Below are 19,592 nucleotides of genomic sequence, written 5' to 3' on the forward strand. Positions count from 1 at the left end.
TAGCTTGTACGGGTAATTATACCCCACTTAAAATTATGGTCAAACTACAATTTTGATGCGGGGGTTTTACTACCCGTCAAACTGCGGTATACAATTTTACCTTCTGATATGGTCATAACAGGCTTACTTGAAATGTTCCATTCATGGAACGGGGTGTTTTTTCCCTTCGAATAAAATTGATTTTTATCAATTTGTGTTTCCAAGTCCAGATCAACGATTGTCAGATCTGCGAGTGCCCCTTCTTCTAGTTTACCATATGGTAACTCAAATACCTGTGCAGGTTTTATGGTTAACCAGTCTACTAACTGATTTAATGTAATTTTTCCTGTTTTAACTAAATACGTGTATAGAAGAGAAAATGCTGTTTCCAAGCCTACAATTCCAAATGGTGAATGCAAGAATCCTAATCCCTTTTCTGATTCTGCATGCGGCGCATGGTCAGTAGCAATAAAATCAATCGTTCCATCGATTAAACCTGCGAGTAGTGCTTCCTGATCTTCCTTACTTCGAAGCGGAGGATTCATTTTTAAATTGGTATCATCTTCTGTTATTGCTTCTTCATTTAACAGTAAATGATGGGGAGTTACTTCTGCTGTCACATGAATGCCAGCTTTTTTTGCATCCCGGATGACACGAACCGATTCCTTTGTACTGACATGACAAACGTGATAATGTGCCCCTGCTGCTTCTGCCAACAACACATCACGAGCTATTTGTACCGATTCACTTAAAGATGGTATTCCAGGGAATTTCATGCGTTCACTAACATCCCCCTGATGAACAACACCACCATATACAATCGAATTATCTTCACAATGTGCTACGACTGGTGTATTACATGCTGCAGCTTCCTTCATCGCACGTAACATGTAATCAGCTGTTTGTATACCCACCCCGTCATCGGTAAAAGCGAAGATGCCCATATTAGCAATTTCTTTTATGTCGGTTAACTCTTCGCCTTTTAAGCCTTTCGTAATAGCGGCATATGGCAATACACGAACAACCGCAGTTTCATTGATTTTATCGAACAGTGCCTGAACAGTTTCCACGTTATCTGGTACAGGTGATGTATTTGGCATCGCACATACCGTTGTAAAACCACCTCTAGCTGCAGCTTTTGTACCGGTTTCAATTGTTTCTTTATGCTCCCCACCCGGCTCACGAAGATGAATATGAACATCAATAAATCCAGGAAAAATCATGTTCTTCTCACAATCAATAATTTGATCTGCATCCCGTGTAAGATTTGGAGCAATTTCTTTGATGTATTTATTTTCTATTAAAATATCAACTTTTTCTGTTTCATTTGATTCTGCTAAGCGTGCTGCATTTATAAGTAGAATTCTCATTATGCATTCCCCATTCCTTTAATAATGTTGTAATAATTGCCATTCTTACACATACACCGTTATTCATTTGTTTAAAAATTCTTGAGCGGTTACACTCGACTAATTCTGATGCTATTTCTACTCCTCGGTTGACGGGAGCAGGATGTAAAATAATGGCGTGATCCTGCATTTTCTTCTCACGTTCCACCGTGAGACCGTACGCCTCATGATAAGATGTTGCATCATATTGTTCATCATTATGACGTTCATGCTGAATTCTCAGTAACATTAGGGTGTCACACATTTCAACAGCTTCATCAATTGAAATGTACGGAAAATCAAGTGTTCTGTCCTCAAATCCAGGTGCTGCAGTGAAATAAACGTTTGCACCAAGCGTTTGAAGAGCATGTGCGTTTGAATGTGCAACGCGGCTATGTTTGATGTCACCTACTATGGCAATGTTTAATCCATTAAAGTGACCATATTCCTGATAAATGGTTAATAGATCAAGCATGCTTTGTGTTGGATGCTCTCCTTTTCCTGCACCAGCATTGATAACTGGGACAGACAAGTTATCAATAATACCTTTATACCAGTTGTCATCCTGATGGCGAATAACTAACAGACTAGCACCAATAGATTCAAATGTTTTGGCAGTATCGTATAAAGACTCACCCTTTGTCACACTTGAATCTTCCACCTGAAAACCCAATGTTTCTATTCCAAGTTTCTTCTGTGCTACTAGGAAGCTCATTTTGGTCCTGGTACTTGGTTCATAAAATAGATTTGCAGCAAATAGCTGTTGGTCAAGCTTAAGATGATTTGTTCGATAGCTCTCAGCTAGTTCCAGCATCGTTAACATCTCTTCCGTTGTTAAGTCTTTTGTCGACAAAAAATGTTTCATCTTTTATCCGCCCCTTTTGTGGTATTAAAAAAACCTCTTTGCAAAAGGTCGCAAAGAGGTATACGTGTACAATTGACACGTAACATTGACAACCTTTTAAATCTCTCTGGATTCAGTTAAAGGTTTGCTATTTATTTGTCTAGCTTCAGCTCCCAGCGACTAGTGGACTTCCTTTACCTCCGTACGATAAGTCAACATCGGTTCCCTTACGCTCACCGTGTTTCCTTTATCTCCTGCGGTTCAGTCTAGTCCATACGTCGCTAACAGGCGCTTGCGCTTTATTTTCCATAAATACTAACTTGATCAAGTTGATCTGTTTCATCTAGTTGGACAACGATTACTTCTTCATCAGATGTAGGAATATTCTTGCCTACATAATCAGCGCGAATTGGTAATTCGCGGTGACCCCGATCAATTAAAACGGCCAATTGAATTTGGGATGGTCTTCCTATGTCCATAACTGCATCCATTGCAGCACGAACCGTTCTTCCTGTGAATAAAACATCATCAATTAAAATAATATTTTTGTTTGTTAAATCTACATCTATATTTGTGTCTTTTACTTCTGGTTCGTTAGTTGGGGTGTTCTTTTGTAAATCATCTCGGTAAAGCGTAATATCCAATTCCCCAATCGGTACAGTCACATTTTCAATTTGTTTTATTTTATCCTGCAACCTTTTAGTGATTGGAACACCACGAGTCTTGATGCCAATCAGAACTAGATTTTCTCCACCCTTATTTTTTTCAACTATTTCGTGTGCGATTCGTGTTAATGCTCGGTTAATCGCTGGTTGATCCAACACAACTGTCTTTTCTATCACTATTATTCACCTCAATTAAAAAATCCCATTTCTCCATGAGGAAAAAAGGGATTTGATTGTGTATAGACTTATATCTATACATCTTCATCCGATTCCTTTTTAGCCTCACGGGACTATCTTTAAAGGTTCATTTATTCATTTGTTTAAGTATGACAAAATCCATTACAGGTGTCAATACATTTTTTCAATCTGTTCGATTAAATCTACGAAGATTTGTGGTGGTGCCACTTCAAACTGAAGCCATTCCTTTGTGCGTGGGTGGGTAAATCCTAATGATTTTGCATGTAACGCCTGTCCACCTGCATCCAATGTTTTTCTTGGACCATACTTAGGATCGCTAACCAAAGGAAAGTCAATATACCTGAAGTGAACACGAATTTGATGTGTACGACCTGTTTCTAGTTGACATTCAACATGTGTATAATGAGCATAGCGTTTTAAAACACTAAAATGTGTCACAGCAGGTTTGCCATCATTAACAATTCCCATTTTTTGTCGGTCTTTTGGATCACGACCAATTGGTGCATCAATCATGCCGGTTTCGTGTTCAATGATACCATGTACTACTGCCTCATATTTTCGTTCTACCTTTTTACTTGATAACTGTTCGGCGAGACTAGTATGGGCTTGGTCGTTCTTTGCAACAACGAGTAAACCACTTGTATCCTTGTCAATTCGGTGAACAATTCCAGGACGCTCAATACTGTTTATCCCTGATAAATCATGACAATGAAAGAGCAACGCATTTACAAGTGTGCCGCCAGTGTGGCCAGCGGATGGATGAACTACCATTCCTTTTGGCTTATTTACAACAATGACATCAGCATCCTCATAAATAATATCAAGCGGAATATTTTCAGCATCTACTTCCAATGGCTTTGATTCAGGAATGGACCAATTTATTACATCACCCTCGTGACACTTATGTTTAGCTTTGACTTCTTCATCATTTACTTTTACGTTGCCGCTGTTAATCCATGTCTGAACTTGTGATCTCGAATTATCTGGGTTTATATCAGCTAAAAGCTTATCAATTCTTTCCTTATTCTGGTGAGCTTGTACTTCATATTGATTTATAGTCATACGGTTTTATTTCCTTTCTTTTTCTCATCAAGAAATGTTGCTATTAACACAAGAATTACACCAACTACTAACGCGGAATCGGCAACATTAAAGATTGGGAAATCATAGCCAAAAATGATAAAATCCATGAAATCAACTACTTCCCCACGAAATATACGATCAATAAAATTCCCGATTGCTCCACCAAGAACAAAGCTTAATGAAATAGCAAGGAGTTTGTCGTTCCTTGCATACTTTTGCATGTAATAGATAACCCCTATTACAACAATCGTAGTAACGATGTAAAAAAAGACCATTTGTCCTTGTAAAATACCCCAAGCAGCACCTTTATTACGGTGTGACGTGAAATAAAAAAAGTTTTCTACTATCGTGATTTGTTCATACAATTCCATATTTTTAACAACTATCCATTTAGTAATTTGATCAATCACAACGAGGATTACTGCAATTATGTAATACACGTACATTCATTTTCCCCCGATTCATTTATTATCTTTCATTATTTTAACATAAAAAATCCCCCTCTGCTTCAAGAGGAGGATTCTTTATGGTCTAGCTGCGTGGGCTAACGGCTCGTGACGTAAGCAATTGACACTCCGAGCACATAGCCCGTTTGCTCTACGGTCTCTTGCTTACGCATTTCGCCGCTTGAGCAAGCCCGCTCCGCTTTCCTATTGTCTAGCTGCGCGGGCTAGCGGCTCGTGACGTAACCAATTGACATTCCGAGCACAAAGCCCATGTGCTCTACGGTCTCTTGCTTACGCATTTCGCCACTGAGCAAGCCTGCTCCGCTTTTCTACGCAGAATAGTTTTCTTTTACGATACTTGCGCAGCGTGTGCATAATTCAGGGTGTTCTTTATCTTCGCCAACGGTTTCTGATGCGATCCAGCAACGTTCACATTTTTCACCTGGATGTTTTTCAACCTTAACGTCTACATAACGATATGCCTTTGTTCCTTCAGCACTAGCACTTAACTCTACTTCCGAAACAATCAATAACTGATGAACATGTTTAATTTGGTTTAATATTTCTTTTGTTTTCTCATCTTTGGCTACAATTGTTAATTTTGCCTCTAATGATTTACCAATTATTTTCTCGTTACGTGCTTCTTCAAGTGCCTTAAATACATCATCGCGAACACTCATAAAGAGATCCCATTTACCTTGCTCATTTTTATCAAAAATGGTTTGAGGTTCTGGAATATCCGTTAATTGAACACTTTCTGCTTCAGTTCCAGGGATATACTCCCATACTTCTTCAGTAGTGTGCGGGATAATCGGTGTCAGTAACTGTACAAGTGTTGTTACAATATCATAGTAAACGGTTTGAATACTTCTACGGCGCGCATTATCCGCTGCTTCGATATATAAAATATCCTTTGCAAAATCCAGATAAAATGAACTTAAATCTACCGCACAGAAGTTATGAATTTGATGATAAATAGTTGAGAACTCATAGTTATCATAGCCTGATCGTACATTTTTATTTAATTGGTTTAGGCGATGAAGCATATATTGATCAACTTCTTGTAAATCATTCACATCAATTCGATCTGTCTCTGGATTAAAGTCAGCTAGGTTTGCTAGCATAAAACGGAATGTATTTCTAATTTTACGATATGCCTCTGATACATGTTTTAATATATCTTGAGAAATACGTACATCTGCCTGATAATCCACAGATGAAACCCATAGACGGATGATATCGGAACCCAACTGCTTTTGAATCTTTGATGGGCTCATAATGTTACCTAATGATTTACTCATTTTTCGCCCATTACCATCTAAAACAAACCCATGACTTATAATATTTTCATATGGTGCTTTTCCAGTTACCGCTACTGAAGTTGATAAAGATGAGTTAAACCATCCACGATACTGGTCACTACCCTCTAAATAAACATCTGCAGGTCTTCTATGATCATCACGGCCAACTAACACTGCTTCGTGTGATGAACCTGAATCGAACCAAACATCCATAATATCCGTTTCTTTAGTAAACGTACCATTTGGACTATGCTCTGACGTAAATCCTTCTGGTAATAATTCCTTTGCTTCTCTTTCAAACCATACATTCGAACCGTGCTCACTAAATAGCTTAGAAATATGTGTTACCGTTTCTTCTGTAATGATTGGTGTTTGATCTTCTGCATAAAAGACCGGAATTGGTACGCCCCATGCGCGTTGGCGTGAAATACACCAATCTTCACGGTCACGAACCATGTTATATAATCTAGTTTCTCCCCAGTTTGGATACCAATTTATCCGTTTAATTTCATCTAAAATATCTTGACGAAAATCTTTAATAGATGCAAACCATTGTGATGTTGCACGGAAAATTGTTGGTTTTTTTGTACGCCAGTCATGTGGGTACGAATGTGTAATGAAGGTAAGTTTCAGTAATGCGTCAACTTCCTCAAGTTTATCGGTTATTGGTTTGTTTGCTTTATCATAAAATAAGCCTTCATAACCAGGTGCTTCATTTGTAAAGACACCTTTATCATCAACTGGACAAAGCGCTTCTAAGCCATATTGTTTCGCAACATAAAAGTCATCTTCACCATGACCTGGTGCAGTATGAACACAGCCAGTTCCAGCTTCAGTCGTAACATGATCTCCTAACATTACAATAGAATCTCTATCATAAAACGGATGGCTCGTTACAATGTTATCAGCTTCTTTACCTTTAAATGTTTTAACTACTTCTGGATTTTCCCACTCTAATTCGGTAGCTACTGCTTCAAGTAATTCCTGTGCCACTACATATTTTTTATCCTTTTCCTGAACGACAACATACTCGAAATTAGGGTGTAAACTTATTCCGAGATTTGCCGGAATGGTCCATGGTGTAGTTGTCCAGATAATGAATTTTACTCCACTATCAAGCAGACCTTTTCCGTCCGTTACGTCAAACGATACATAAATAGATGGCGAGCGCTTATCATGGTATTCAATCTCCGCTTCTGCTAAAGCTGATTCAGATGACGGAGACCAGTAAACCGGCTTTAACCCTTTGTAAATATAGCCTTTGTTTGCCATTTCACCGAACACTTTAATTTGCGCAGCTTCATAATCTTTCGTTAATGTAATATATGGGTTATCCCAGTCTCCTCGGACACCTAGCTGCTTAAATTGATTCCGTTGATTATCAATTTGTTCCATGGCATATTCTGCACACTTTTGTCTAAACTCGGCAATACTTAATTCTTTTCGGTTTACCTTTTTCTTCTTTGTTAAAGCGGTTTCAATCGGTAATCCGTGTGTGTCCCAACCCGGAACGTATGGTGCGCTGTATCCTGTCATTGACTTATAACGAGTAATAAAATCCTTTAGAACTTTATTCAATGCATGGCCCATATGCAAATCTCCATTAGCGTATGGAGGCCCATCATGCAAAATAAACGTAGGACGATCCTTTGTACGGTCTTGTCCTTTTTCATAAATATTATTATCTTCCCATTGCTGTTGACGAAGTGGTTCTTTATTCGGAAGATTACCTCGCATCGGGAATTCAGTTTTCGGCATAAGTAATGTGTCTTTATAATCCATAATTTATTTCCTTCCTCCTTGTAACATGGTTCAATATATTAAAAAAGCCCCCTAATCCCAAAAGGGACGAGAAGACTCGCGGTACCACCCTTATAAACATAAATTAAGATAAATTTAAATTCACTATGACGGTTCGTAACGGGAACAATACGTCCAATTCTCCTCATAAATAGAATCGATTGGATACTCAGGAGTGATTCTCTAAAAGTTCTCTGTACTAGGCTTCCACCAATTCCCAGCTCGCTTAAACAGATTAATCAATTATACTGTCTCCATCCATGTATATTTCTTTATTTAATACTATCGTTATTTTATAATAATATGTAAAATTGCAGCAAACGTCAAGAACTAAGATTTATTTTCTGCTAATTCCAGTTCTTCTCCTAAATCTACATCGAATAATTGATCCCAATCATCTGTTCCAATCATCTCTAATTGAGCTTCAACAAGCATTTTTAATCGTGTACGGAAAACTTTTGCTTGCTTCTTTAATTCTTCTACATCCATTGAAATACGACGTGACTTATTAAGAGCCTCGTTAATGATTCGGTCAGCATTCTTTTCAGCTTCTTTAATTATTAATTTCGATTCCTTCATAGCATTTCCACGTACTTCTTCGGCAGTTTCTTGGGCAATTAGAATGGATTTATTCAATGTTGTTTCAATGTTGGTAAAATGACCAAGCTTTTCGTTTAATTGATCCACTTTTTCTTTTAAATCTTTTTTTTCACGAATTACCAATTCGTAATCCTTAATTACCTGATCTAAAAATTCATTTACCTCATCTTCATCATAGCCTCGGAAACTTCTTGTAAATTCTTTGTTATGGATATCTAATGGTGTTAATGGCACAATGGCCACCTCCTTACGTTATTTATGTATCAATGTATCATTCATTAAACAAAATAGTCGTCTATATGATTTAATTCGACACATTCCTCGAAATTCCTGCATGTTTAATAAACTATTTTAATTTTGCTATCGTAATTTTCCACTTTTCTTTTTTTGTTTTGCCGTTTATACGATCTATCTTGCTTCTACCCTTACCCTTAAACGAAATTAAATCATCAGCTTGCACGGAAAACGATCTATCTTGCACGAGACGGTAGTTTACCTTTACAAGTTTTTTCATAATGCTATCTGCAGCACTCTGTCGTGAGATGGAATATACTTCCTTAATAATAGTATCAAGTCTCATTGATGAAACAAGCTTGTCTTCTAAGATCCAATTTAGCTCTTTCTCTACTAAGGCACTTAGGGGTTTAGTTTCAAGCCTAACAGTAGCCTTTTTTATCGTTGTTAGATTCATCACAACATATGTACGAATATCATCAGCTAATAAGATTTGTATCAATCCATCCTGCACAACGATATCACCAAGTTTTCTCCGTTCAAGACCAAGTGATAAAAATGTTCCCATCACATCACTATGGGAAAGCGAAATAAACTTGTCATGATAAGTTGCCTGCAAAATAGTGACACCAAAATCCTCTTGCCTTACTTCCTGATAATATGGTGCTATGATAGCACGCTTTCTTTCGGAATACTTACCCCCACCAAACAATTGCATGGTCAAATCATCACCGCTCGTATCAATCAAGCTGGTAATAATTTGTTGTTCTCTAGGATCCAAAAAGTCTGTTAAGATAGATTGATACGATCTTTCCACTTGCTCTTTCCATGATAAAACTCGGGTTATGAAAGGGTGTTCTTCTTTTCTAAAATGCTGATAAATGTCCATTTTTTAAAATAAACCTGCTAACATGTTGAAGAATACTCGCAATCCATAATCCCTTGCCAAAAATAAAACAAAAATCGCCGCAAGTGGTGACAAATCAAGCCCGCCAAGCGGGGGAATAATTTTACGGAATGGCTCTAGAAAAGGTTCACATATGTTTGTTAGAAAATTCCCGATTGCTGATTCTCGAGCCCCTGGAAACCAAGACATGAAGATATAAATAATCAGGGCAAAACTATATATTTCTAAACCATAGTAAAGTATTGTATACAATTCATTCATTATGTGCTACCATCCTTTTTCAAATTCATCGTCTTCGATTAGTGTATCTGTAATCGAACCAGACACATTTACATTATCAGGTGTACATAAGAAGGTATCTGCCCCAAGCTTCTGAATATCACCATTAATGGCATAAACTGTCCCACTCAAAAAATCAACAATCCGTTTCGCCTGCACGCGATCTACACGTTGTAAATTGATCACTACAGCTCTTCTGTTTACAATATTATCAGCTATCTCTTGTGCTTCACCATAAGACCTTGGTTCACTTAAAACCACTTTTGATGGTGTATGTTGCATGCTTTTTAAATTCACAACGTTTTGTCTCGATTGTTTTTGATCTGAAGAGGAAGTAGATTCATCTTCTTGTTGTTGCTCCTCTACATATTCATATTCATCATCCATGGTGAAAAATGTTCTAATCTTGTTTTTTATACTCATGTTTACACCTCACTAGTTTTTGATCCAACTAATTTTGAACCAATGCGTATATGAGTAGCACCTTCCTCAATAGCAATTCCATAGTCATTACTCATTCCCATCGATAGAAAGGAACATGGAGCATGGGGTTCATTTTTGTTCCTAATCTGATCCCTTTTTTCTCGAAGTGATTGAAACGTTTGCCGTATTACCTCATCATCATCCGTATGTGGAGCCATTGTCATCAGACCAACAACTCGAATGTTTGAATAACTCCGAAGCGAAGAAGTAAAAGACTCTACATCATCAAGTGCAATCCCATGCTTTGACTGCTCACCACTTACATTCACCTGAATAAAACAGTCGATGGGACGCGCGGAACGCTTGTCTATTTCTTTTGCTAACGACTTACGATCTAATGAATGTATGAAATCAACCTTATCAATTACGTCTTTCACTTTTCTAGACTGTAACGTTCCAATGAAATGCCATTTGACCCTATCTTTAAAATGATTATACTTTTCTTGAAAACCTTCTAACCGATTTTCCCCAAGATTTTCAATTGTGGCCTGAATCGCTTCCTCTGTTCGTTCTATTGTAACATATTTCGTCACTCCGATAATGGTTACTTCATTCTGGTCCCGTTTACTCTTATCACATGCTGTTTGTATGGTTGATTGTATTTTAGTTAAGTTTTCTGCTACTAGCACAATTACTAGATCCCCTTTCAAAGCTAATCATGACCCGAAACCAATAAATCCAAGCATTCTTCCGGTTTTCCCATGATCTCGTCGATGCGAAAAAAATAGTTCTTCCGCGCGATACGTGCAATAATTTGTTACATCTATATTATGACGTAAAGCACCACTTTGTAAAAGGATTTCCTCATTTAATTTTTTTAAGTCCAATAAATAATGGTTATTTTCTTGTTTTCTTGTTGTGTTATTTATTTGTTTACTAGTAAGGTTTTTAATAACATGCCCATCCACCTCATACGCGTCTTGCGATATACAAGGCCCAACAGCAACTTTTATTGTCTCGACACTAGCACCTAGTTGAATAAATTTATTAATCATTTCTTTACCAATACCATTTACAGTGCCTTTCCATCCTGCATGTGCAATTCCGACATAGCCTGTTTCCCGGTCAAAAAAGAACAAAGGCACACAGTCAGCAAAAAAAGCTGTACAAAGAATACCTTTCTGATTGGTAATTAGACCGTCAATACCAGATAAGGAATTTTCATGGGAAAAAGCTCCCCTTCCCTTAACCTTATGCGTAATTATTTCCACATTTGTACCATGAATTTGTTCGCCACCAACCCATGTTTCCATCGACATACCGATTTTCTCGGCAAGAAGTTTTCGATTGTAAATGACGTCTTGTTTACTATCAGGCACATGCAATCCCATATTAAATGATTCAAATGAGGATTTACTAATTCCTCCCTGACGCGTTGTAAAACCAACTTGTAGAGAAGGGTCTAATTTTTTCCAACTTTTTAGCGTTAGTAATGATTCATTTTCCTGATAAAAGGGTTCCAACAAATTCACCTCCATAAAAGTAGTGTTCAAACCAGACTTTTTGAACAACCTTATAAAAGTCATTGTCCCATTTTATCATAGTTACAAGCATTATTAATTTAAATTTGTATTACCACTTAATAAAAGTGGGTTTTCTTTCAATTGCACTAAAATCACATCTTCTCCTATCGTTGCAATCTGATGCCAACCAATAATCATTTCTCCAGATTTTGCAAACATCCCATTCTTTCCTTCTTTTATTTGAATGATTAATGCAAGTATTCGTCCATTTACCTCGTCAATTTCTAAATCAGAAATATGCCCTAACCGTGTACCATTTTCAATGACAATAATTTCTTTCATTTGTAGCTCCGAAAGTTTTATCATTATAATCACCTACCTTATTAAAACTATATGCGGAGTTTAGCTAATTTTGAATTAAAAATTCAAAATCATAATAAAAAAGAACAACCCGGCTCATTATGAACTGGGCTGTTCCCGTATTATTTTAGTTTTTTATTCGAAATACCTCGTTAGCCAATATTAATTGGAACTGGCGGACTCTTGATCCGCTATTTCTATTAAAACAGTGATTTTGAGTAGTTTTGCATACAATCCCTTATTTAACATATATCGAAGTAAAATAGGGGTACTTCTCCCAAATAAGGGATCTGGTGTCCGCGAAGGTTAGTTGTCTCCGCTTTTCTTTTGTCTAGCTGCGGCTCCTAGCGACTAGCAGATAGTTGGTTCTGATGAACGTACGGAAGGTTCACCGTACTTTTCACAGCCCCATCTATCTGTACGTCGCTGACCAGTCGCCTCCACTTTTCGTTATTGTTTAGCTGCGGCTCCTAGAAGCTGCCGTCATAAGCAATGGACACTACAAACGCCAAGACCAGGCGTTTTACGGCCCCTTGCTTATGCGTCCGCTTCTGAACAGTCGCCTCCGCTTTTCTTTACTCAAACATTTGTTTGTTCATTTGGTGGATGGCTGCTTTTTCTAGGCGTGATACTTGTGCTTGTGAGATGCCTATTTCGTCGGCAACCTCCATTTGTGTTTTTCCTTGGAAAAATCGTTTGTTAACAATCATTTTTTCTCGTTCATTTAACCGATGCATACCTTCTTTTAAAGAAAGCTTGTCTACCCAAGTTGAATCTTTGTCCGTATCATCACTCAATTGATCCAACACAAAAATCGGGTCGCCCCCATCATTGTATATTGGTTCAAACAATGACACAGGGTCTTGAATAGCATCTAATGCAAATACTATGTCTGACTGCGGTATTCCTAATTCATTTGCTATCTCCATAGATGTTGGCTCTTTGGAAGTTTTGTTAACTAAACTTTCTCTTACTTGCAATGCTTTATATGCAATATCACGTAATGATCGTGAAACACGTATCGGATTGTTATCTCGCAAATACCTTCTAATTTCTCCTATGATCATTGGGACTGCATAAGTAGAAAATTTAACATTATGGCCTAAATCAAAATTGTCTATTGATTTCATTAATCCAATGCAACCTACTTGAAAAAGGTCGTCTACATACTCACCACGATTATTAAAGCGTTGAATAACACTTAATACTAAACGTAAATTCCCATTTACTAATTCTTCTCTAGCAGATAGATTGCCATCTTGCATTTTCACGAACAATTTACGCATTTCCTCATTTTTTAATACGGGTAATTTCGATGTATCAACACCACATATCTCAACCTTATGTCTAATCATATCGATTCTGCCCTCCCAGTTAGCGATGCTGTTCAAGGACAGTATCTCCGCGTAAAAGGTTTTTTATGCAAATCGAATTCGACAAAAAATATGAAATATGTGGCGCATTTCAACTGGGTGTAAGGCTACACCATTTTATTAAATTCTTTTTTTAAACGGCGGATAATCTTCTTTTCTAATCTGGAAATATAGGATTGTGAAATTCCCAACATATCCGCAACATCCTTTTGTGTTTTTTCTTCCTGACCGATTAATCCAAAGCGTAATTCCATGATTTGTTTTTCTCTATTGTTTAGGTGGGACAAAGCATTTTTCAATAAGTCTTTGTCTACCGTTTTTTCTAAATTCTTTGTAATGACATCATCATCTGTCCCTAAGACATCTGATAGTAATAATTCGTTGCCGTCCCAATCTATGTTTAGTGGTTCATCAAACGATATTTCAGATTTTAATTTATTACTTCTTCGTAGGTACATTAATATTTCATTTTCAATACACCTTGAAGCATACGTGGCTAATTTGATCTGTTTTTCTGGCTTAAACGTATTTACAGCTTTTATTAAGCCGATTGTTCCAATACTAATTAAATCCTCTATGTTTATACCTGTATTTTCGAACTTACGAGCGATGTATACAACTAAACGCAAGTTTCGCTCAATTAACATTGCTCGAGCTGCTTTATCACCTGTTGGTAACCGCTTTAATAACGACTGCTCTTCAGGTTTAGATAGCGGAGGAGGTAACGCTTCACTACCGCCTATATAGTATATTTCATCAGCTTTAAAGCCTAGTTTAATTAATAATTTATACCACCATAACTGTATTCTAAGTTTCCACATTTTCAAGGTCAATCGCTCCTTTTCATTAATCATTCTAGCTTCAAAGCCTTTGCTTTTCTTGATCCAGCTGCGCGGGCTAGCGGCTCGTGTCGTAAGCAATTGACACTCCGAGCACAAAGCCCATGTGCTCTTCGGTCCCTTGCTTACGCATTTCGCCACTGAGCAAGCCCGCTCCGCTTTTCTTGATCCAGTTTCGCGGACTAGCGGCTCGTGTCGTAAGCAATTGACACCCCGAATGCTAAGCCCATGCATTCTACAGTTCTTTGCTTATGCGTCTGCTTCTGAACAGTCGCTTCCGCTTTTCTACGTCAGGCTGAATGAACCGTTGCTAATTTTATTATTTGGGGATGCAGTAAACAATGATAACGCTGATCCTTTGTTAAATCAGAAAACTGAATTCCAATTAATAATTTATTGGTTATGATTTCATTTTGATCATATTGTATTTTTATTTTATCTGGTTTGATAGCCATCATATAAGAAGATTTTCCATCTACACCGTGAAATGGAACAATATGTATACGACTTTCCCATTTTTTAGGAATGGCATCAAAATCCAGCAGTTCACATGCTTTTTTAATTGCTCCCCATTCTTCATCAGAAAAGTATTGCTTTAAAAAAGGTTCATCGCAAATAACTACAGGACTTTTTGTTAATGGGTCAACTAATTGATTCCCACTATCAATATAGCCTGTTGTTGATAGTGATTTGTCATTAATTTGTAGTGTTATAGGACACAATTGATCGTAACGAATCTTTTCTATAGCGTGCTTGTCCATACTTCTTTTCGTAAAATGCCAAATGATAGGGAAACCTACAACTACAAATATCCAGCTAATCGGATCACCATATCCCTTATTAAACGTAAGAATTCCATTTGCTGAAACTCCAAATGGACTATCTAACATAAAGTGTAAGGCTATTAAACCACCTCCTATAGTGAAAGTTACAAAATAGAATAAAAATAGTAGTCGAAATAATTGATACATTGACCGGTAATGACAAACACATAAGATAATTAGGAGCGAATACATAAATTTCCCAACTATACTAGTAATAAATGAATCTGGGAAATAAATAGAAATAGGAACAATAATTGAAGCGACAAATGAACCTAGAATTATTCTTTTTTTACTAGTACTTTCCTTTGCCAAAATCAGTGTTAACATAATGAGCATCATGTCAAATAGAAAATTGAGCATCCATATTACATCAACATAAATTGTCACTGCTCCCTTCCTTTCCACTCAAATAAATTACGCTGTATTAGTTGAATTATAAAAAGTATAAGGGAGTTTGACAAAAAAGTCTGTCGCTTCTTGTAAGCAAAAAAGGGCTATTTTTAACTTCTTATCGGTGGGATTGTCGGAGAAATAGATTCATATCGAAAAGCGGATGTACCCGAATAAGGTAATCCTTAGTCCAAAAACAAGTGACTACTTTATTATTTTTGAACAAAAAATGCAAGCACCTTGGTTAGCCTAAGGCACTTTAAAAAAACTCTTAGTGAAGGTGTCAGTTATCACAAAAAGATTCATCTTAACGTTCGATCCGATATATCAACGCTTTTTTTCGGATATATCAACGTTCCTGATCCTGAATATCAACGCTCAATCAGATATATCTAACACCTGAGAGGATAGGCGCTTGTGGCTAGACAGATAAACGCCAAAACGTATACCTTTTTTTGCTATTAAAAAAAGCAAACATCCTGGTGCTTACCAGAATGTTTGCTTTCACTTAACATCTATTATCTGTTTCTATTTCGATTACGCAAGAAAGTCGGTATATCTAACGTATCATCCTCTTGTTTTACACGATTAGATTGAGGTTGTTGTTGTGGCTGTTGTTGCTGCTGTCTTGTTTCTCTAGGAACCTCGTCATACTGTCTAGATGCAGCTTGTTGCTTGTGATTAATAATCGGTCGTTGTTTCGGTGTATTATCAACTTTTTGATTTTCATCGAATCCAGTTGCTATAACTGTAACAATAATTTCATCTTTTAAATTTTCATTGATAACAGAACCAAAGATAACATTTACCTCGTTATCTGCGGCAGAAGTAACTAAATCGGCAGCTTCTTGTACCTCATATAGGCTTAGATTATCTCCACCGGTAATATTCATCAATATCCCGTGAGCCCCATCAATTGAAGTTTCCAATAATGGAGAGGATATCGCTTTTTTCGCAGCTTCTGTCGCACGACTTTCCCCAGTCGCAACACCAATTCCCATTAGTGCAGAACCTTTATCAACCATAATTGTTTTAACATCGGCAAAGTCAACGTTAATTAATCCAGGTTTTGCGATTAAATCAGATATACCTTGTACACCCTGTCGAAGTACGTTATCCGCTTCACGGAAAGCTTCTAACATCGGGGTATTCTTATCAACTATCTCTAACAAGCGATCGTTCGGAATGACAATTAGTGTATCTACACTACCTTTTAATGCATCAATACCTGAAACTGCTTGTACAGATCGCCTGCGACCTTCAAAAGTGAATGGGCGAGTCACTACACCCACTGTTAATGCACCTAACTCTTTTGCGATAGATGCAATTACGGGTGCAGCACCTGTCCCGGTACCACCACCCATACCTGCAGTTACAAATATCATGTCAGCACCTTGTAAAACTTCTTCAATTTGTTCTTTATTTTCTTCTGCCGCTTTTTTACCGACCTCTGGATTTGCCCCTGCACCTAAACCACGTGTTAGCTTTCCACCAATTTGAAGTTTAACTTCCGCTTTTGATAGATTCAGTGCTTGTGCATCTGTGTTTACAGCAATAAATTCTACGCCTTGTACCCCGTGCTCTATCATACGATTTACAGCGTTACTACCGCCTCCACCAACACCGATTACTTTTATTGATGCTAATTGATCCATATTTGTGTCAAACTCTAACATATTTGTTCCTCCTAATTTGCAAATTACAAGAGTTTTATTTCTAATTGACTTTCAGGACATTCTATCAATCAAAGAAATATTTGAAAATATTAGCAATTCCTGATTCTTTTTTTGGTTTTTCTGATGAATCCTTTGTACTTGCTTGCTTTTTCGTACGTTTCGGTTTTGGTTCATCTGTATGTTCAATTACAGCTGGGTATAGGTCTTTTCCTTGTATTTTCGCATTACGGTAAGCAAATTGCAAGATACCCACACCTGCAGTAAATTGCGGTTCTCTAACCCCAATATAATCTGGAATAGCCATTCTAATATTCGATTGAAATAAATCTTGGGCAAGTTCTAGTACACCTGTCATTTTCATTGTACCACCTGTTAATACATAACCACCAGGTAATCCTTGAAACCCTGCTTTGCGGATTTCCCGTTCTGCAAATGCATAAATTTCCTCTAGTCTTGCCTCAATCATATCAGCTATCTGTAATTGGTTATAGGTTTGCTTCGTATTACTTCCAATAGTAGAAACCTCAAATGTTTCACTTTCTTGTGCTTCGTCAAAAAAAGCGTGACCATATTTCAGCTTAATGTCTTCTGCTTCTTCTGTAGAAGTTCGTAGTCCAATAGATAAGTCTTTTGTAATATTATCTCCACCTAAAGGAACAACACTAGTAGACAGTAGACGATCATTTTCAAAGATTGATACAGTGGAACATCCACCTCCAACATCAATTAAAGCTACACCAAGATTCTTTTCGTCCACTGACAATGCAATTGATCCTGATGCAAGTGGTTGCAGGCAAATATCAGATACTTGTAAATTCGCACGCTCCACACATTTTAAAATATTATGTAAGACCGTTTTGGAACACGTAATAATTGTACCTTCCATTTCCAGTCGAACGCCAATCATACCTCTTGGATCGGTTATTTCGTCCAACCCATCCACAATAAATTGTTTTGGAATGACATCAATGATTTCTCGTTCAGGGGGGATTGAAAGTACTTGCGCTGCATCAATGACACGTGTAATGTCTTCGTTGTCTATTTCACGATTTTCACTTTGAACTGCTACCACACCATGGCATGACTGCAATTGAACATGATTACCATTTATTCCAACAATTACTCGATCAATTTCCATACCTACCATTCGTTCTGCTTGTTCTACAGCATTTCTAATAGAGTTTACAGTTTGATCTATATCAACTATAGCACCTTTTTTCATGCCGTTTGATTTAGCAGAACCCACCCCAATAATATTTAATGAATCATTTACAACTTCACCAATAATAACTTTTATTTTTGATGTTCCTATGTCTAAGCTTACTAAGATCTCACTTTGATTCAAAGAAAGGCACCTCCCAATTCCTTACAACAATTTTATTTTTAGCCACTTTTTACGTTTTAAGTTACGAATCACATTTTACATAGTATTATAATCTATTATTCTATCGTAAAATACGGTAAAAATAAAATATATTATGAGTAATTCTACAATAATCATAGAATCCCTTTAATTTTCTGCCTAAAATTTTCGATTTGAATGAAATATTTTGATTACCATACCTTTTATACCTAACTTATTCCATACTAAACCTTTCGTTAGCAAGTACGAGTATGTGACTTTCAAATGAAATTTATCAATAATTTCCATATGATTTGTTACTCCGCAGTTGTTTCTTCAATTTTTTTGTCCTTTGTTTTATCTTCAAAGGATTCAAAATAGACACCTACTCCAATATGAATAATTCCTTTACTTTTTGGATTGAGCTGAGCAACGATTGATGGGTATACCTTCATTTTTTCAGCAAAGTTTCTTATTGTCCCGTCTACCATATAACCATCACTCATATAAAGTACTATCTTATTCTTATTATCATCTTGTGGTTTCCAGTGAATTTCAGAAATCATGCTTCGAATGTTTTGTGGAAGTTTCATTAACTCAGTTGTCATTTGATTTAAGGTAGATTCGTCATCGAAATTTATCAATAATGGCGCATCACCACTAATAGTTTCTCTTTTCAGTTTAGACAACACCTTGCCATTTCCCAAAATAGGGTAAAAAAAGCTCTCTTTTTTTATGTAACCAACCCGTTTAAATTCTTGAATAGCTATTTCAACTGTCCAAGGCAACTTTCTGTTTACTTCAACGGAATCAATGATTGGGTTTCCATCAAATGCGTTTTGAATCTCGGATTGATTGATCATCCAAATATTTGTGTCGGTGGTTAAATTACTTTTTTCAACAACTTCCTTATCCGATAATGCTTTATTACCGGTAACCTCAATTGTATGTACATGACTCAGTGGAGACTGCAAATACACAATAATCGATATTAATAAGAAAAAAATAGAAAGATAAAATATTAAACGTCTATTCGCTTTCTTTTTACGAGCTTGTTTCAGTTTTGGAATACGATCCTCAATCGAAACAACTTTCTTTTTACTCATTCTATTTCTTCC

General features: G+C 36.9%; 19 protein-coding genes and 1 other annotated feature. All 19 genes read right to left on the bottom strand.

Annotated elements, in window-relative coordinates; all coding sequences use genetic code 11:
- Nucleotides 1-44: 44 nt before the first annotated feature.
- Entirely contained in the window at nt 45-1,349 is a 1,305-nt protein-coding gene (locus tag CFK40_RS12830; RefSeq protein WP_089532681.1) for a dihydroorotase, read from the bottom strand.
- A complete protein-coding gene (locus CFK40_RS12835) occupies nt 1,303-2,232 on the bottom strand; it encodes an aspartate carbamoyltransferase catalytic subunit (protein ID WP_089532682.1) in 930 nt (309 codons plus the stop codon). Before CFK40_RS12835 ends, CFK40_RS12830 begins: the two co-directional genes overlap by 47 nt.
- A gap of 278 nt (nt 2,233-2,510) precedes the next feature.
- Entirely contained in the window at nt 2,511-3,050 is a 540-nt protein-coding gene (gene pyrR, locus CFK40_RS12840) for a bifunctional pyr operon transcriptional regulator/uracil phosphoribosyltransferase PyrR (protein ID WP_089534385.1), read from the bottom strand.
- Nucleotides 3,051-3,224: 174 nt separating this feature from the next.
- A complete protein-coding gene (locus tag CFK40_RS12845; protein ID WP_089532683.1) occupies nt 3,225-4,136 on the bottom strand; it encodes an RluA family pseudouridine synthase in 912 nt (303 codons plus the stop codon).
- Nucleotides 4,133-4,603 (bottom strand): signal peptidase II, encoded by a 471-nt coding sequence (gene lspA, locus CFK40_RS12850; RefSeq protein ID WP_089532684.1) that lies wholly within the window; start codon nt 4,601-4,603, stop codon nt 4,133-4,135. Before lspA ends, CFK40_RS12845 begins: the two co-directional genes overlap by 4 nt.
- 329 nt (nt 4,604-4,932) lie before the next feature.
- Nucleotides 4,933-7,686, bottom strand: coding sequence for an isoleucine--tRNA ligase (gene ileS / locus CFK40_RS12855; protein WP_089532685.1), 2,754 nt, complete (start codon nt 7,684-7,686; stop codon nt 4,933-4,935).
- 59 nt (nt 7,687-7,745) lie between these two features.
- Nucleotides 7,746-7,974: a binding site (T-box leader), on the bottom strand.
- A 60-nt stretch (nt 7,975-8,034) separates the two neighbouring features.
- Nucleotides 8,035-8,538: a DivIVA domain-containing protein gene (locus CFK40_RS12860; RefSeq protein WP_089532686.1), complete on the bottom strand. Its 504-nt coding sequence runs from the start codon at nt 8,536-8,538 to the stop codon at nt 8,035-8,037.
- Between the two features lie 112 nt (nt 8,539-8,650).
- Nucleotides 8,651-9,427 carry a YlmH family RNA-binding protein gene (locus CFK40_RS12865; RefSeq protein WP_089532687.1) on the bottom strand — a complete coding sequence of 259 codons (777 nt, stop codon included), beginning with the start codon at nt 9,425-9,427 and terminating at the stop codon, nt 8,651-8,653.
- Nucleotides 9,428-9,430: 3 nt separating this feature from the next.
- A complete protein-coding gene (locus CFK40_RS12870) occupies nt 9,431-9,706 on the bottom strand; it encodes a YggT family protein (RefSeq protein ID WP_089532688.1) in 276 nt (91 codons plus the stop codon).
- Nucleotides 9,707-9,712: 6 nt separating this feature from the next.
- Entirely contained in the window at nt 9,713-10,147 is a 435-nt protein-coding gene (locus CFK40_RS12875; protein WP_089532689.1) for a cell division protein SepF, read from the bottom strand.
- Between the two features lie 2 nt (nt 10,148-10,149).
- Complete coding sequence (locus CFK40_RS12880) at nt 10,150-10,836, bottom strand: YggS family pyridoxal phosphate-dependent enzyme (protein WP_193433328.1); 687 nt, start codon at nt 10,834-10,836, stop codon at nt 10,150-10,152.
- Nucleotides 10,837-10,863: 27 nt separating this feature from the next.
- On the bottom strand, nt 10,864-11,679 hold the full coding sequence (gene pgeF / locus CFK40_RS12885; protein WP_319418055.1) for a peptidoglycan editing factor PgeF: 816 nt from the start codon (nt 11,677-11,679) through the stop codon (nt 10,864-10,866).
- 84 nt (nt 11,680-11,763) lie between these two features.
- On the bottom strand, nt 11,764-12,036 hold the full coding sequence (locus CFK40_RS12890) for a YlmC/YmxH family sporulation protein (RefSeq protein ID WP_089532691.1): 273 nt from the start codon (nt 12,034-12,036) through the stop codon (nt 11,764-11,766).
- A 569-nt stretch (nt 12,037-12,605) separates the two neighbouring features.
- Nucleotides 12,606-13,385, bottom strand: coding sequence for an RNA polymerase sporulation sigma factor SigG (sigG, locus tag CFK40_RS12895; protein WP_089532692.1), 780 nt, complete (start codon nt 13,383-13,385; stop codon nt 12,606-12,608).
- Between the two features lie 125 nt (nt 13,386-13,510).
- The gene (gene sigE, locus CFK40_RS12900; RefSeq protein WP_089532693.1) at nt 13,511-14,230 is read right to left on the bottom strand and encodes an RNA polymerase sporulation sigma factor SigE; all 720 of its coding nucleotides are present in this window, start codon (nt 14,228-14,230) and stop codon (nt 13,511-13,513) included.
- A 302-nt stretch (nt 14,231-14,532) separates the two neighbouring features.
- On the bottom strand, nt 14,533-15,453 hold the full coding sequence (gene spoIIGA / locus CFK40_RS12905; RefSeq protein WP_089532694.1) for a sigma-E processing peptidase SpoIIGA: 921 nt from the start codon (nt 15,451-15,453) through the stop codon (nt 14,533-14,535).
- A 521-nt stretch (nt 15,454-15,974) separates the two neighbouring features.
- The gene (gene ftsZ / locus CFK40_RS12910; protein WP_089532695.1) at nt 15,975-17,132 is read right to left on the bottom strand and encodes a cell division protein FtsZ; all 1,158 of its coding nucleotides are present in this window, start codon (nt 17,130-17,132) and stop codon (nt 15,975-15,977) included.
- 64 nt (nt 17,133-17,196) lie between these two features.
- Entirely contained in the window at nt 17,197-18,477 is a 1,281-nt protein-coding gene (gene ftsA, locus CFK40_RS12915; protein ID WP_089532696.1) for a cell division protein FtsA, read from the bottom strand.
- Nucleotides 18,478-18,791: 314 nt separating this feature from the next.
- Entirely contained in the window at nt 18,792-19,580 is a 789-nt protein-coding gene (locus tag CFK40_RS12920; protein WP_089532697.1) for a cell division protein FtsQ/DivIB, read from the bottom strand.
- Nucleotides 19,581-19,592: the final 12 nt, after the last annotated feature.

Source organism: Virgibacillus necropolis (assembly GCF_002224365.1).
In the GTDB taxonomy this organism is placed as follows: domain Bacteria; phylum Bacillota; class Bacilli; order Bacillales; family Amphibacillaceae; genus Virgibacillus_F; species Virgibacillus_F necropolis.

Excerpts from the sequence above, each read along its gene's own strand:
- ftsZ (WP_089532695.1), bottom strand. The coding sequence starts at position 17,132 with ATGTTAGAGTTTGACACAAATATGGATCAATTAGCATCAATAAAAGTA.
- CFK40_RS12830 (WP_089532681.1), bottom strand. The coding sequence starts at position 1,349 with ATGAGAATTCTACTTATAAATGCAGCACGCTTAGCAGAATCAAATGAA.
- sigG (WP_089532692.1), bottom strand. The coding sequence starts at position 13,385 with ATGATTAGACATAAGGTTGAGATATGTGGTGTTGATACATCGAAATTA.
- CFK40_RS12845 (WP_089532683.1), bottom strand. The coding sequence starts at position 4,136 with ATGACTATAAATCAATATGAAGTACAAGCTCACCAGAATAAGGAAAGA.
- CFK40_RS12835 (WP_089532682.1), bottom strand. The coding sequence starts at position 2,232 with ATGAAACATTTTTTGTCGACAAAAGACTTAACAACGGAAGAGATGTTA.
- CFK40_RS12865 (WP_089532687.1), bottom strand. The coding sequence starts at position 9,427 with ATGGACATTTATCAGCATTTTAGAAAAGAAGAACACCCTTTCATAACC.
- lspA (WP_089532684.1), bottom strand. The coding sequence starts at position 4,603 with ATGTACGTGTATTACATAATTGCAGTAATCCTCGTTGTGATTGATCAA.
- CFK40_RS12920 (WP_089532697.1), bottom strand. The coding sequence starts at position 19,580 with ATGAGTAAAAAGAAAGTTGTTTCGATTGAGGATCGTATTCCAAAACTG.
- CFK40_RS12870 (WP_089532688.1), bottom strand. The coding sequence starts at position 9,706 with ATGAATGAATTGTATACAATACTTTACTATGGTTTAGAAATATATAGT.
- CFK40_RS12890 (WP_089532691.1), bottom strand. The coding sequence starts at position 12,036 with ATGATAAAACTTTCGGAGCTACAAATGAAAGAAATTATTGTCATTGAA.
- ileS (WP_089532685.1), bottom strand. The coding sequence starts at position 7,686 with ATGGATTATAAAGACACATTACTTATGCCGAAAACTGAATTCCCGATG.
- CFK40_RS12875 (WP_089532689.1), bottom strand. The coding sequence starts at position 10,147 with ATGAGTATAAAAAACAAGATTAGAACATTTTTCACCATGGATGATGAA.